At 71.5% G+C, this 16,270-nt stretch carries 2 protein-coding genes; both read left to right on the top strand.

Annotated elements, in window-relative coordinates:
* Positions 1–14 precede the first annotated feature (14 nt).
* Positions 15–254, top strand: coding sequence for a hypothetical protein (locus NV348_RS07335; protein WP_447146332.1), 240 nt, complete (start codon positions 15–17; stop codon positions 252–254).
* 1,278 nt (positions 255–1,532) lie between these two features.
* Positions 1,533–16,247, top strand: a complete 14,715-nt coding sequence (locus tag NV348_RS07330) for an SDR family NAD(P)-dependent oxidoreductase (RefSeq protein ID WP_447146331.1) — start codon at positions 1,533–1,535, stop codon at positions 16,245–16,247.
* Positions 16,248–16,270 lie beyond the last annotated feature (23 nt).

Below are 16,270 nucleotides of genomic sequence, written 5' to 3'. Positions count from 1 at the left end.
CGCCGAGCTGGTTCGTGCGCCGAATCGGTCTCATCGAGCCCGAGGCGGTGGCGGCCGCCGTCGCGGCGGCGATCGCCGGTAACCGAGGCGGGTTCCGCGTGGTCCCGAAGGTCGGCGGTGTGTTCTTGAAGGTATTGATGCCGTTGCCGGAGAACCTCCGCAACTCGCTCTATGGCGCGCTCGGCTTGCAGCACGTCACCCTGAATTCGAACGAGCAGGTGCGCGCCGCCTACCGCGAACGCACCGAAAAGTAGGCACTGGCAGTCGAACCCGCATGTCGACGTCGGTCACATCGCAGGTCGCTGAGCGGGTGGCTGGCGCGGGCGAGAGGCAAGTACGACACTTCCTCGCCGGCAGCGGTCATGGTGGCCGGCTCCGCGCTCACTCCGGGAGCCGGCCACCCGCCTCCAGGACACCTTCGGCGACGTGCTGCACAACCTGTACCGCTGCACCGACGTAGCCGTCGCCGCGGTCGCCCGCGTGACATCCGTCCACCCGGTACCAGCGCGACCAACCGGCTGCGATCGACCGAGACCGCCGAGATCTGCTCGCCCAGGGAGTGCGGCGCGAACGCCCGCTTCGTTGAAACCGTGCTGTGGCGTCCGCAATTCGATGCGCGCCGGTAGCCGGTAGATCACATCGGCGGTCGCGAACGGCATCGTCAGCAAACTGATCCCGAGTTCGGGAAGTGCGTCGGCAGCGGCCAGGCGCCCGCGCGGCCGGGCAGGATCAGCGCCGCGCGGCTGAGCCCCTCGAGCGGAGCGCCGAACGTCCACCACTCGCCGGCCACGGTGGACCGCTCGCAGCGACAGTCGTCGTGGCCGGTGCTGTCGCCACCAGTCCGGACCAGTCGCGACGCATCAGCGATCGTACCTTCCATCCATCGTCTCGAAGCTCGGAATACACCGGCCGATGCGACAACGATGGGGCCGTGGTGTCCCGATGGAGCACGAGCGCGATCGGCGGGGCCGATGCGGAAGGTGACGCGCGATCGGCGCGGAACGATCGAACGGTGCAGGCACCCGGCAACATCCCAGCCACCGAACGCTGCGAAGCGGCCCGGATCGTGGGAAGCTTTGTGAGTAATCAGCACGATGAACGGGAAGAAACCGGACGGTTGACAAGCTCGAGATACCCCAAATACTGTGCAGTTCAATGAGTCCTGTTCTGCCGTTCGAACCTTTCGAGAGGGAACGCCGCGCCGGTTCGCCCGGACGAGACACCCTCAGACCCGCGCCTCGGGCCGCCGGATCGGCGACGTAGCGCGTCAGCTTCCGGCCGAACGGCCGACTCCAGCCGGACCCGCACCCACCGCGTGGCTACGGCACTTCGCGGACCGCGTTCCGCATCCCTTCTGCTCGACCGCATCGAGATTCGTTGTGTCGACGCACGAATCGTCTGAGTCGTCGAACTCAACAGTTAGTACTACGAATCGATGGTGACATGACCCGCTCCGCGATCTGGTAGCCCAACACTCACTCAGCAGGGGGCTACGGGGGGAAATAACGTGCTTCGCGGAAGGATGTTCAGAGGTGACCGGTTCGACGTTCGACGTCGCGATTGTCGGTATGTCCTGCAGATTGCCGGGCGCCGCCGATCTCGAAGGGTTCTGGCAGCTGCTCCGTCAGGGGCGCGCCGCGATCGGTGCCGCGCCCGCCGGGCGAGACGGGATCACCGAGCGGGCCGGATTCCTCGACACCGTAGGTGATTTCGACGCAGACTTCTTCGGCGTCTCGCCCAACGAGGCGCGCGCGGTCGATCCGCAGCAGCTGCTGGCGCTGGAGCTGAGCTGGGAAGCACTCGAGGACGCCGGTCTGGTGGCGACCGGATTCGAGGCGCGGCGATACGGCGTCTTCCTCGGGAGCACCGGCAGCGATTTCGCCGAGGTCATGGCCTCGCGCGGTGGTCGGGGCGTCAGCAGGCACTCGCTGTGGGGTGCCGGGCGCGGCATCATCGCCAACCGGATCTCCAACCACTTCGGTTTCGGCGGACCGAGTCTCGTCGTCGACAGTGCCCAGGCGTCTTCGCTGGTCGCGGTCCATCTTGCTTGCGAGAGCCTGCGCAGTGGCGAGAGCGAGGTGGCGCTGGCCGGCGGCCTGAACCTGATCCTGTCGCCGTCGAGCGGAGCGCGGATCGAGCAGTTCGGCGCGCAGTCGAAACTGGGCGCCTGCTACACCTTCGACGCCAGGGCCGACGGGTTCGTGCGCGGCGAGGGCGGCGGCATGGTGGTGCTCAAACCGCTGGACCGGGCCATCGCCGACGGCGACCGGATCCACGCCGTGATCCGCGGCAGCGCGGTCACCACCGGCAACGAACGGCGGGTGCTGAGCGCACCGAGCCGGGCGGCGCAGGCGGCGGCGATCAGCTCCGCCTTGCGCGCGGCGGGGGTCGAGGCGTCGTCGGTGCAGTACGTCGAATTGCACGGCACCGGAACACCGGCGGGCGATCCGGTGGAGGCCGCGGCACTGGGTGACATCTACGGCGCCGACCGCGCGCCGGACGCGCCACTGGCCGTCGGCTCGGTGAAGACGAACATCGGGCATCTGGAAGGCGCCGCCGGCATCGCGGGCCTGATCAAGACCGCCCTCTGCCTGAGCCGCCGGGATCTGGTGCCCAGCCTGAACTTCACCTCGCCGAACCCACGAATTCCGCTCGACGAATTGGGCTTACGCGTTGTCACCGGTAACGAGAGCTGGTCGGTGGACACCGTGCGCCGGGCCGGTGTGTCCGCGTTCGGCATGGGCGGTTCGAACGCCCACGTGATCCTGGAGGAGGCGCCCACCGTCACCGGGCGCACCGCTGACAGCGGGCAGGTTCTCGCGGCGCCCACCGCTGACGGCGGGACGGTCGGTACGGCTTCCACCGCTCACAGTGGGCCTGCTGTCACGGCGCTCGCTGCTGACGGGCCGGTTGTCGCGTCGTCTAGCGCTGATGGTGGGCCGGTCGTTGCCGGGGCCAGCGCTGACAGTGGGCCGATCGTCGCGGCGTCGGCTGCTGATGGTGGGCGGCCGGTTGTCGCCGCGGCCTGCGCTCGCGGTGGGCCGGCTGTCACCAGGCAGACCGTGAGCGGTGTCGGTGGTGTGGTGCCGTGGGTGCTGGCGGCACGCAGCGAGGCAGGGGTGCGCGCGCAGGCGGTGCGGCTGCGGGAGTGGCTGGTCGGGCGTCCCGAGCTGGATGTGGTCGATGTCGCGCATTCGCTGCTGACTACCCGCGCTCCGATGGAGTGGCGTGGCTGTGCCGCCGGACGGGATCGAGCGGAGTTGCTGGCCGCGTTGGCGGCTGTGGCTACTCCCGGGTCGACGATCGGCCAGGCGGCGACGCGACGGGTCGCGTTCGTCTTCCCTGGGCAGGGCAGTCGATGGGCCGGTCTGGCATTGGGGCTGCTGGCGTCGGATCCGGCGTTCGCCGAGTCGATCGCGGACTGTGCGGCGGCGCTGACGCCGTATGTGGACTGGTCGTTGCGCGCGGTGCTGCGCGGCGACGAGGGTGCGCCGTCGGCGGATCGCCAGGACGTTGCGCAGCCGGTGCTGTTCGCGGTCATGGTGGCGATGGCCCGGCGGTGGCAGGCGTCGGGTGTGGAACCGGCCATGGTGATCGGTGATGGGTTGGGCGAGATCGCCGCCGCGCACATCGCCGGTGGACTGTCGCTGGACGACGCGGCGCGGGTGGTCGTCGTTCGGTCGCGGGGTGCGGCCGACAACGCCGCCCGCCGATCGTGGGATGCGGCCGAGGACGCCGCGCGGCGGGAGCTGGCCGGGATCAGACCGCGTTCGGGGGCCGTCGCGTTCCTCTCCACGGCCTCCGCCGACCTCGTGGACACCGCGAATCTGGATGCCGGGTACTGGTGCCGTTCGCGGCCCGAATCGGGTCGGTTCGCCGAGGTGGTGACCGCGCTGATCGACGACGGCATCACCGGATTCGTCGAGATGAGCCCACATCCGGTGCTCACCCCGGACCTCGCCGACACGGCCTCCGACAACGTGGCGGTCATCGGATCGCGCCGCCTGGGCGAGGACGGCCCCGACTGGTTCGTCGCCTCGCTCGCCCAGGCCTACTGCGCCGGCCTGCCGGTCCGGCCGGACGCGCTCGTCACCGGCGGTACCCGGGTCGACTTGCCGCCGTACGCGTTCCAGCGCCGCAACTTCTGGTCCGGCACGTCGGCGACCCTCGATGTGTATGCCGTCCCATCCACCACGGAGCCCGGTGCCACCGGACGTGGCCCCGCCGATAGCAAAGCCACGGAGTCCGGCGCCGCGGAGTCCGGCGGAACAGAGCTCGGCGCCGCGGAGTTCGGCGCAGGGCACGAAGGCGCCTCGCTCACTCCCGTGGAGCGGGGTGCTGAGGATCGGGGTGATCAGGGGCAGGACGGTGTCTGGGATGACAGCGCCCTGGCCGGAACCCTCGCGGCTGCTCCCGAATTCCAGCGCGACGCGATAGTTCTCGACCTCGTCCGGCGGCACGCCGCCGCTGTCCTCGGCCACGAATCGGCGACGGCGATTCTTCCCGACCTGCCGTTCACCGAGAGCGGGTTCGACTCGATCAGCGGTGTGGCGCTGCGGAATCGGCTGACCGAAGCCACCGGTGTGTCGCTGCCCGACACCCTCGTCTTCGACTACCCGACCGCGACGGCGGTGGCGGCCCTGCTGCGGGCTCGCGTCACCGGCCGCGGGCGGGATCAGCGCCGGGTGTCGCGGCGCGCGACCACCGACGAACCGATCGCGATCGTCGGTATCGGTGCCCGGTTCCCCGGTGGCGTGGAGTCCGCCGAGGACCTGTGGGACCTGATGATCGCGGGGCGGGACGCGATCGGCGAATTCCCCACCGATCGCGGCTGGGATCTCGACCGGCTGTACGACCCGGATCCGGGCACTCCGGGCACGGTCTACACCCGGCACGGCGGATTCCTCGACGGCGCGGGCGATTTCGATCCCGGCTTCTTCGGCATCAGCCCGCGTGAAGCACTGGCGATGGACCCACAGCAGCGCGTGCTGCTGGAAACCGCGTGGGAAGCGCTGGAGGACGCGGGCATCGATCCGACCTCGCTGCGGGGTGGCGACACCGGCGTCTTCGTCGGCGCCTGCTCCTCGGGGTACTCCCGCCGCGTGACCGGTGATCTGGAGGGTTTCCGGCTCACCGGCACCTCGCACAGCGTCATCTCGGGCCGGATCGCCTATGTGTTCGGCCTGGAAGGGCCTGCGGTCACGGTGGATACGGCATGCTCGTCCTCGCTGGTGGCGCTGCATCTGGCGTGCCAGGCGCTGCGCCAAGGGGACAGCTCTCTGGTCCTGGCCGGTGGTGTCACCGTCGCGGCCAGTCCGTACCTGCACGTCGACTTCGCCCGCCAGCGCGGCCTGGCGCCCGACGGCCGGTGCAAGCCCTTCTCGGCCGCCGCCGACGGCGTGTCCTGGTCCGAAGGCTCCGGTGTCCTTGTCCTGGAACGCCTTACGGACGCACAGCGGCTCGGCCACCAGGTGCTGGCGGTGGTCCGTGGCAGTGCAGTGAACCAGGACGGCGCGAGCAACGGGCTGACCGCGCCGAACGGTCCCTCGCAGGAGCGGGTGATCGCCCAAGCGCTGGCCAACGCGGGAATCGCGGCGGCCGATGTGGATGTCGTCGAGGCACACGGCACCGGCACGGCCCTGGGCGATCCGATCGAGGCGCAGGCCCTGATCGCCGCCTACGGCCAGGGCCGCGCGGACGGGGAGCCGCTGCGGATCGGTTCGCTGAAATCGAATATCGGCCATACCGTGGCCGCCGCCGGTGTGGCCGGAGTGATCAAGATGGTGCAGTCGATGCGGCACGAGCGGTTGCCGCGCACACTGCATCTCGATTCGCCGTCGCCGCATGTGGATTGGGCCGCGGGCGCGGTGCGGCTGCTGACCGAGCCGGAAGCGTGGACCGCCGGGGAGCGGATCCGGCGGGCCGGTGTGTCGTCGTTCGGGATCAGCGGCACCAACGCGCACGTCATTCTCGAGGAAGCACCTGCGGCACCGATCGTCGACAGTTCGCACACGCGGTCGTCGGCGATCACCCCGGTGCTGGTGTCGGGGAAGGGCGAGGCGGGCTTGCGCGCGCAGGCCGCGCGATTGCACGCCTGGCTGTCGGAACACCCTGAGCTGGACGTCGCGGACGCCGCCCACTCGCTGATTGCCACACGTGCGCAGCTGGATTCACGCGGTGTCGTGCTCGGCTGCGATCGCGACGAGGTACTCGCGCGGCTGGCCGGCCTCGCCGGATCGGGAACCGGCGCCGGTGTGGTCGAGGGGGTGGTGGGTGCGGGACGGACCGCCTTCCTCTTCACCGGTCAGGGCGCTCAGCGGACCGGCATGGGAGCCGGCCTGTACGAGGCCTTCCCGGTCTTCGCGAACGAGATCGATGCGGTGTGCGAGCACTTCGATCCCGTGCTGGGCCAGTCGCTCCGCGACGCGATGTTCCCTGGCGACGCCGAGGTGCTCGACCGGACCGAATTCACCCAACCCGCCTTGTTCGCCTTCGAGGTGGCCCTGTTCCGGCTCCTCGAATCCTTCGGTGTGACACCGGATGTGGTGATCGGGCACTCGATCGGTGAGCTGGCCGCCGCCCATGTGGCGGGGGTGTGGTCGCTGCCGGACGCCTGTGCGCTGGTGGCGGTACGCGGTCGATTGATGGGCGCCCTGCCCACGGGCGGCGCGATGCTCGCCGTGGCAATCGGCGAATCGCGCGCGATCGCGATCGCCGCGGAATTCGGCGATCGCGTTGCGGTCGCGGCGGTGAACAGCCCGTCGTCGACGGTGCTGTCCGGCGATGTGGACGTGATCGAGGAGATCGAGCGACGGCTCGCCGTGGCCGAGGTCAAGACCAGCCGGTTGCGCGTCAGTCACGCCTTCCATTCGGCGCGCATGGAACCCATGCTGGCCGAATTCCGTGCGGTGGCAACAGGTATCGATTACGCCTCGCCGCGCGTGCCGATCGTGTCGAACCTGACCGGTGCGCTCGCCGGAAGCGAGGTCACCGACCCGGAGTACTGGGTGCGCCAGGTGCGGGGCGGTGTGCGGTTCGCGCCGGGCGTGGACGCGCTCGCCGCAGGTGGCGTGCGCCGTTTCATCGAGGTGGGGCCGGATGCGGTGCTGTCCGCGCTGACCCGGAGCTGCCTGGCCGAGAACCCGGACGTCGAGCCGGAGTCGACGGTGATCGCCACGTCCCGGCGGTCCGCCGACGAGGTGACACAGTTCGTCACCGGTCTCGCGCAGGCACATGTCGCCGGTGTGCGGGTGGACTGGTCTCCGCTGTTCGCGGATCGCGCGGCGCGGCGGATTCCTTTGCCTACCTATGCCTTCCAGCATCGCCGGTTCTGGTTGCAGCCCGCAGCGGAAGCGCCGCGCTCCGCATCGGGTCACCCGATCCTCACGGAGGTGGTGGGCCTGGCTGGTGCCGACGAGTGGCTGGTCACCGGTCGTTTGTCACTGCGGGCGCAGCCGTGGATCGCCGATCACACCTCGTACGGCGTGGTGGTCGTGCCCAGCGCGACCTTGGCCGAGTTCCTGCTCGCCGCCGGCGACCGGATCGGTTGCGGTGTGCTGGAAGAACTCACGCTGCAGGCGCCGATCCTGCCGTCCGGTTCGGACGAGGTCGAGCTGCAGGTGCTGGTGCAGGCTCCCGACGCAGCGGGCTCGCGCCAGTTCGAGTTCTACTTCCGGACCTCGCCCGAGGCGGAATGGGCGCACAACGCCACCGGCACGCTGTCGCCCCGATCCAATGACTCGGCCTTGCTCGCACGGTTGCGCGGCGAGCAGTGGCCGCCGGTCGACGCGGAAGCAATTGCCGCCGAAGATATTCCGGCGCGAATGTCGATCGGCTCCGGCCTCGAGTACGGCCCGGCGTTCACCGGCGTGCGCACCGCGTGGCTCCGTGACGACGCGGTGTTCGCCGACATCACCCTCACGACCGACATCGCGGCGGAATCGGGCGGGTACGGTCTGCATCCCACGCTGCTGGATATGACCCTGCACGCCGGACTCGCCCAGCTGGTGTGGCGTGACGCCGCCGCCGACCCGGCCACCGGCAAACTGCTCTTCCGCTGGGGCGGCGTCCAGTTCCACGCGCCGACGACCGAGGTCACCTCGCTGCGCGTCATCGCCGTCGCGACCGGACCGGAGACCGTGTCCGTCGCCGCCGTCGATCCGGACGGCACACCGATCGTGTCGGTCGACGCGGTGGCGATGCGTCCCTACGACGTCAAGGCGTTCCGGGGCTCCCTGTCCGACGACGACGCGCGACTGTACGAGGTGTGCTGGGAGCCCACCGTGGTCGACGGCGCATCCACGCCGTCGATGGTGGTACTCGCCGACACGGCGGTGCGGGGCATCGACGAGTCCGCCACCGTGGCCGAACTGGTTGCTGCTGAACAGGTTCCGGAGATCGTGGTGTGGCGGGCGCCCACCGGCGATACGCCTGGGGCAGTGCGCGGCGGCGTCCTCGATACCCTCGCGATGCTGAAGTCCTGGCTCGCGCACGAGCGGCCGTCCCGGCTCGTGGTGGTCACGACCGGCGGTGCCGCGCTGCCCGGCGAAGCACCCGATCTGGCCGCGGCCGCCGTGTGGGGCCTGGTGCGCAGCGCGCAGTCGGAGAACCCGGGGCGATTCGTCCTCGTCGACGAGGATCCCGCCGCGCCACTGGACGCGGACCGGATCGCGGCCGTCTCGCGGTCGGCGGAGCAGCAGGTCGCGGTGCGCGGCACTCAGCTCCTGGTGCCCCGGCTGACGCGCGCGTCCGCGTCGGCGGACACCGCCGCCCCGTCGTTCGGCGACGGCACGGTGCTGATCACCGGCGGCACCGGTGGCCTGGGCGCCCTGTTCGCCCGCCACCTCGTGACCGCGCACGCCGTGCGCAGCCTGGTACTGACGTCGCGCCGGGGACCCGCGGCGCCCGGCGCCGCCGACCTGGTCGACGAGCTGACGCGCGCGGGCGCCGACGTCCGCGTCGTGGCCTGCGATGTCGCCGACCGTGACGACGTCCGGTCCCTGCTCGACACCATCGAGGCCGACGGCCGGCTGACCGCCGTCGTGCACACGGCGGGCATCCTCGACGACGGCGTCGTCGAGTCGATGACCGACGACCAGGTCGACCGCGTCCTGGCGCCCAAGGTCGACGGCGCGTGGCATCTGCACGAGCAGACCCGCGAGCTGTCGGCGTTCATCGTCTTCTCCTCGGTCTCCGGGCTGCTCGGCTCGGCCGGACAGGGCAACTACGCCGCGGCGAACGGCTTCCTGGACGCGTTGGCCGCGCGGCGGCGCGCGGCGGGTCTGCCCTCGACCGCGCTGGCCTGGGGACCGTGGAACCAGGCGGGCGGGATGACCGGCGCGCTGGATCGCGTCGCCGTCGCGCGCTGGGACCGGCTGGGGCTGGGTCAGCTCGGTGACAGCGAGGGCCTGCGCCTGTTCGACGCCGCGCTCGCCCGCCCGGACGCGTGCCTGGCCCCGATCCGGTTCGACGCGACCGTTCTGCGTCGCGAATCCGACCCCGACACCGTCCCCGCCGTGCTCCGCGGCTTCGTCCGCCGCCCGGCGGTCGCCACCGCGTCGACGGCGCTCCCGGCGGGTTCGCTGGGCGCGCGACTGGCGGGTGTGCCCGAAGCGCAACGCTCCGCCGTGGTGCTGGCGGCGGTCCGCGACCAGGTGGCCGCGGTGCTCGGCCACGATTCGGGCGATTCGGTCGACGCGGGTAAACCGTTCCGGGAGTTGGGTTTCGACTCGCTCGGTGCGGTGGAGTTCCGCAACCGGCTGGGCAAGGCGACCGGCCTGACGCTCCCGTCGACCCTGGTCTTCGACCACCCGACCCCGGCGGCGGTGGCGAGGCTGGTGCAGTCGCGGGTCGAGCCGACGGCAGCGAGCGAACCGGCCGCGCAGCCGGTCCGGCGGGCGCGGGCGGACGAGCCGATCGCCATCGTCGGCATGGCGTGCCGCTACCCCGGTGGGGTCGGCTCCGCGGACGAGCTGTGGGAGCTGGTGTCCTCGGGCACCGACGCCATCGGCGATTTCCCGTCGGATCGTGGGTGGGCGCTGGATCGTTTGATCGATCCCGACCCCGAACACGTGGGCACGACCTACTCCGGGAAGGGCGGCTTCCTGACCCGGGCCGCCGACTTCGACGCCGGGTTCTTCGGGATCGCGCCGCGCGAGGCGATGGCGATGGACCCGCAGCAGCGATTGCTGCTGGAGGTGTCGTGGGAAGCACTCGAGCACGCGGGCATCGATCCGATGTCGTTGCGTGGCACCGATACCGGTGTGTACTCGGGGGTGATGTACCAGGACTACGAGACGCTGACCCGGCAGACACCCGAGGTCGAGGGCTATGTCGTGACCGGGGCCGTGGGCAGTGTGGCGTCGGGGCGGGTGTCCTACGCGCTGGGGCTGGAAGGCCCGGCGATGACGGTGGACACCGCGTGCTCGTCCTCGCTGGTGGCCCTGCACGTGGCGTGCCGGGCGCTGCGCCAGGGGGAGAGTTCCCTGGCGCTGGTCGGCGGCGCGACCGTGATGGCGACGCCGATGGTGTTCCTGGAGTTCTCCCGCAATCGTGGGCTGGCCTCGGACGGGCGGTGCAAGTCGTTCTCGGCAGCGGCCGATGGCGTGTCGTGGTCCGAGGGTGCGGCCGTGCTGGTCGTGGAGCGGCTCTCGGACGCGCAGCGACTCGGCCACGATGTCCTCGCCGTGGTGCGGGGCACCGGCGTCAATCAGGACGGCGCGAGCAATGGCCTGACCGCGCCCAACGGTCCGTCGCAGGAGCGGGTGATCGCGGCGGCGCTGGCCGACGCGGGCCTGACACCGTCGGACGTGGATGTGGTCGAGGCGCACGGCACCGGCACCACCCTCGGCGATCCGATCGAGGCGCAGGCCCTGATCGCGGCCTACGGTCAGGATCGGGACGAGCCGCTGCGGATCGGCTCGCTCAAATCGAATATCGGACACTCGCAGGCCGCGTCCGGCGTGGGCGGCGTGATCAAGATGGTGCAGGCCATGCGCCACGACACCCTGCCGAAGACCCTGCACGTGGACGCGTTGTCGCCGCACGTGGACTGGTCGGCGGGGTCGGTGCGGGTGCTCTCGGAGGCGGAACGGTGGCCTGCCGGTGCGCGGCCGCGGCGCGCGGGTGTGTCCTCGTTCGGGATCAGCGGCACGAACGCGCACGTGATCCTCGAGGAACCGCCGGTGGCCCCGGCCGCCGCGCGAGAGCTGGTCTCGCCCTCGGGGACAGTCCCGCTGCTGGTGTCCGCGAAGTCCGAGCAGGCGCTGCGGTCGCAGGCGGATCGACTGCGGCAGTGGCTGATCGAGCATCCCGAGACGGATCTGCGGGATGTGGCCTCGGCCCTGCTCGACACCAGGGCGCTGCTGGAGTGGCGCGGCGGCGCGCTGGGCGGTGACCGGCAGGAGCTGCTGGCCGGGCTCGCCGCCCTCGCCGCCGGGACCGGCTCGGCCGCGGTGGTCGAAGGTGTTGTGGGACAGGGGAAGACCGCCTTCCTGTTCACCGGGCAGGGTGCGCAGCGCCCCGGTATGGGTGCGGAGTTGTCCCGGGACTTCCCGGTGTTCGCGGCCGCGCTGGACGAGGTGTGCGCCGAGCTGGATCGACACCTCGGTGGATCGTTGCGCGCGGTGATGTTCGACGCTCCCGAAGCGGGGCTGAGCCGGACGGAGTTCACCCAGCCCGCGTTGTTCGCGTTCGAGGTGGCGATGTTCCGGCTGCTCGAGTCGTGCGGTGTCGTCCCGGATGTCGTCGCCGGTCATTCGATCGGCGAGCTGGCGGCCGCCTATGTGGCGGGTGTCTGGTCGCTCGCCGACGCGTGCGCGCTGGTGGCGGCGCGCGGCCGGCTGATGGGCGCGCTGCCCGAGGGCGGCGCGATGTCGGCGGTAGCGGTGTCCGAGGACGCGGCCATGGAGCTGGTGGCCGGCTACGGCGACCGGCTGGCGGTGGCCGCGGTGAACGGCCCCGAGGCGGTGGTGTTCTCGGGCGACGAGGATGCCGTCGACGACGTGGAGCGGCTGGTCGCGGAGCGTGGCGGCCGGACGCACCGGTTGCGGGTCAGCCATGCGTTCCATTCGGCTCGGATGGATCCGATGCTGGCCGAATTCCGCACGGTCGCCCAGAGTTTGACCTATCGCGCGCCGCTGCTGCCGATCGTGTCCGATGTGACCGGCGCACCGGCCGGTGACGCGGTGCTCGACCCGGAGTACTGGGTGGCGCAGGTGCGCGGGTGCGTGCGATTCGCGCCCGGGGTGACCGCGCTCGTCGAGTCCGGCGTGCGCAGGTTCGTGGAGGTGGGCCCGGATGCGGTGCTCACCGCGATGACCCGGTCGTGCCTGGCCGAACTCCCTGAGCTCGAGGCGAAGTCGACGGTGCTGGCGTCGTCGCGGCGTTCCGTCGCGGAGACGGCCGGGTTCGTCACGGCCCTCGCCCAGGCCCACACGGTGGGTCTGCCGGTGGACTGGACGCCGGTGTTCGCCGGTCACACCGCGCGACGAGTGACCCTGCCTACCTATGCCTTCCAGCATCAGCGGTACTGGGTGCGGCCGGTCGAAGCGTCGGATGTCCGGCAGTCGGGCCTCGACGACGCGGCCCACCCGCTGCTGAGCGCGATGGTGCGGCTGCCGGATGCCCCGGACGTGGTGTTCACCGGCAGGCTCTCGCGGGCCGGTCAGCCCTGGCTGGCCGATCACGCGGTCGCCGGCGTGGTGCTGCTGCCCGGCGCCGCGCTCGTGGAGCTGGCCCTGCACGTGGGAACCGTGGTGGAGTGCCCGCTGCTGACGGAGTTGGTGATCGAGGCGCCGCTGCCGATCTCGGCCGAGTCCGCCGCCGAACTCCGCGTCGTGGCTGGTGGACCGGAAGACGCGGGCGCCAGAACGGTGTCGGTGTATTCGCGGGCGGCAGGCGATGACTCGGACCGGTGGGTCCGGCACGCGGTCGCGACGATGACCGCCGAGACGACCTCGACTGCCGGATCCGACCTGGTGACCTGGCCGCCCGCGAACACGACTCCGATCGCGATCGAGGACGCGTACGCGGGCTTGGCCGAGCGCGGCTACGAGTACGGTCCGGCCTTCCAGGGACTGACCGCCCTGTGGAGTGGTGCGGGCGAGGTATTCGCCGAGGTCACGCTGCCGGAGTCCGTCCGCGCGGAGGCCGCGGCCTTCGGCCTGCATCCGGCACTGCTCGATGCCGCACTGCACGCGATCCTGCTCGGTGGCCTGGTGCCCGACCAGCCCGTCGGTACCGTTGCCGTTCCGTTCGCCTGGGAGAACGTCGTCCTGCGTGCCGCCGGTGCGACCGCACTGCGCGTGCGCGCGAGGTCGACCGGTACCGGCTCGGGAGGCGAGCAGATCGCGTTGACCCTCGCCGACCAGGCGGGCACAGCCGTCGCCGAAATCGGCGTCCTGACCCTGCGTTCCCTGTCGACCGACGCGCTCGGCGCGGCACAGCGCCGGGCCGGCAGCCTAGGCTACGAGCTGGACTGGGTCGCCGCACCCGAGCCCACCGACGACCTCACCGTGGACGACTGGCGCGCCACCGACGACGGCGAGACCGTCACGATCGACGGTCGAACCGCCACGGTGGTGCGCCTCGACGACGCGGCTACCGGCGCCGATCTTCCGGTAACAGTGCGTGATTCGTTGACCGAGCTGGCCACGCGGGTCCAGCGCCTGGTGTCCCTCGACGGAAGCATCGTCGTCGTGACCAGCCAGGCCGTCGCCGCGCATCCCGGCGAGCAGGTGGACTTGTCCGCCGCGGCCGCCTGGGGACTCCTGCGCACCGCGCAGAGCGAGAACCCGGACCGGATTCTGCTCGTCGATGTGGATTCCTGGGCCGACTACCGCGCCGCCGTGGTCCTGGCGGTGGCGACGGAAGGCGAATCCCAGCTGGCCGTCCGTCGGGGGACCGCGTACCTGCCGCGGCTGAACCCCAGCGCGGGCTCGCTCGAGGTACCGGCCGATGCCGGCGAGTGGGCGCTGACCCCGCTCGACCAGGGCACATTGTCCAGCGACAACTTCGCGCTGGTCGAGCGCCCGGGCACCGCGCTCGCTCCGGGACAGGTGCGGGTGAGTATGCGGGCCGCCGGGCTCAACTTCCGTGACGTGCTCATGGCCTTGGGCACCTACCCCGATCCGAACGGCCGCATCGGCGGCGAAGGCGCGGGCATCGTGCTCGAGGTCGCGCCCGATGTCACCGAATTCGCTCCGGGCGATCGGGTTTTCGGCTTCACGCCCGGTATCGCCTCGATCGCGGTGACCGATCACCGGCTGCTCGCGCCGATGCCGCGCGACTGGTCGTTCACCCAGGCCGCGGCCGTGCCGATCGTCTACGCGACGGCCTACTACGGCCTCGTCGACCTGGCCGCCGCGCAACCCGGCGAAACCCTGCTGCTGCACGCGGCCACCGGCGGCGTCGGCATGGCGGCCGTCCAGCTGGCGCGGCACTGGGATCTGCGGCTGCTGGTCACCGCCAGCAAGCCCAAGTGGAACGTGCTGCGCGACCTGGGCTTCGACGACGACCAGATCGGTGATTCGCGGACCCTGGATTTCGAGCGGAAGTTCCACGCCGCCACCGGCGGTCGCGGCGCCGATATCGTGCTCGATTCGCTGGCAGGCGATTTCGTGGACGCGTCGCTGCGGCTGCTCCCGCGCGGTGGCCGGTTCGTCGAGATGGGCATGATCGATCGCCGCGATCCCGCCGCCGTGGCGGCCGCCCATCCGGGCGTGCGGTACGCGAGCTTCATGCTGATGGAAGCGGGTCCGGACCGGCTCCAGGAGATCCTGGCCGCGCTTGTCGAACTGTTCGAGCGCGGCGCGCTGACACCGACGGCGACCACCGCGTGGGACCTGCGCCGGGCGCCCGAGGCGTTCCGGTACCTCAGCCAGGCCAGGGGCATCGGCAAGAACGTCCTCACCGTGCCGACACCGTTGCGGCCCGGGGGCACCGTGCTGATCACCGGCGGCACCGGTGGACTCGGCGCGGTGGCCGCCCGCCACCTGATCACCGCGCACGGTGCGCGCAGGCTCGTCCTCGCGGGCCGGCGTGGCCCGGACGCCCCCGGCGCGGCCGAACTCGTCGCCGAGCTCACCGAACTCGGCGCGCACGTCGACGTGGTCGCCTGCGACGCGGCCGACCGCGCCGCTCTGGACGCGGTGCTGGCGGCGATCCCGGCGGCGCATCCGCTGACCGCCGTCGTCCATTCCGCGGGCGTCCTGGCCGACGGCCTGCTCGCCGGTATGACCGCCGACCAGATCGCGCGGGTGTTGCGGCCGAAGGTGGACGCGGCGTGGAACCTGCACGAGGCGACCGCGCACCTGGACCTGTCGGCGTTCGTGCTCTACTCCTCCATCTCCGGCGTGATCGGCAACCCGGGGCAGGCCAACTACGCCGCCGCCAACGTCTTCCTCGACGCGCTGGCTCAGCACCGGCAGGTGCGTGGCCTGCCCGCGACCTCGGTCGCGTGGGGGCCGTGGCAGCAGAGCAGCGGCATGACCAGCGGTCTCGGCGAGGTCGACCTCGTCCGGTTGCGGCGCGAAGGTCTGCGTCCGCTGGGCGCGGACGACGGCATGGCGCTGTTCGACGCGGCTCTGGCGGCCGGCAGACCCGCGTTCGTCGCGATCGGGGTCGACTCGGCCGCGCTCGGCGCGCTCGCGCCCGCCGAGGTCCGGCCGGTGATGCGGGCCCTGGCCCGGCCGGCCCGGCGCCGGGCCGGCGACGCGGGCGGGCCGCGGGCGGCGACGAACGACGCCGCGTCCTTGGCGGCGCGTCTGCTCGGCCGCACCATCGCCGAGCAGGACCGGCTCGTCCTCGACGTGATCCGGGCCCAGGCCGCGGCCGTCCTCGGCCACGCGAGCGCGGACGCCACGGCACCGGACAAGCCGTTCAGCGATCTCGGTTTCGACTCGCTCGGCGTCATGGAATTCCGCAACCGGCTGAAATCCGCTGTCGGTCTGCCATTGCCCGCGACCGCCATGTTCGACTACCCGACCCCGGCGGCGCTGGCCGGCTTCGTCCGCCAGGAGATCGCCCCCGTCGACGACCCCGCGCAGCGGATCACCGACGAGGTCGACGCGCTGGCCCGCAGCTTCGACACGGCCGACCTGTCCGCCGCGGACCGGTCCGGGATCGCCGACAAGCTGGCCGCGCTGGTGCGCAAGCTCGAGGGCAGAGACCCCGGCGAGGTCGACATCGGCGGTCTCGACGCCGCGGACGACCGCGAGCTATTCGACTTCATCGACAACCTCAGCTGAGCTGAACGAGCAGGAGTTCCACC

Source organism: Nocardia fodinahabitans, from assembly GCF_052983615.1.
This window is presented reverse-complemented; position numbering and strand designations above follow the sequence as displayed.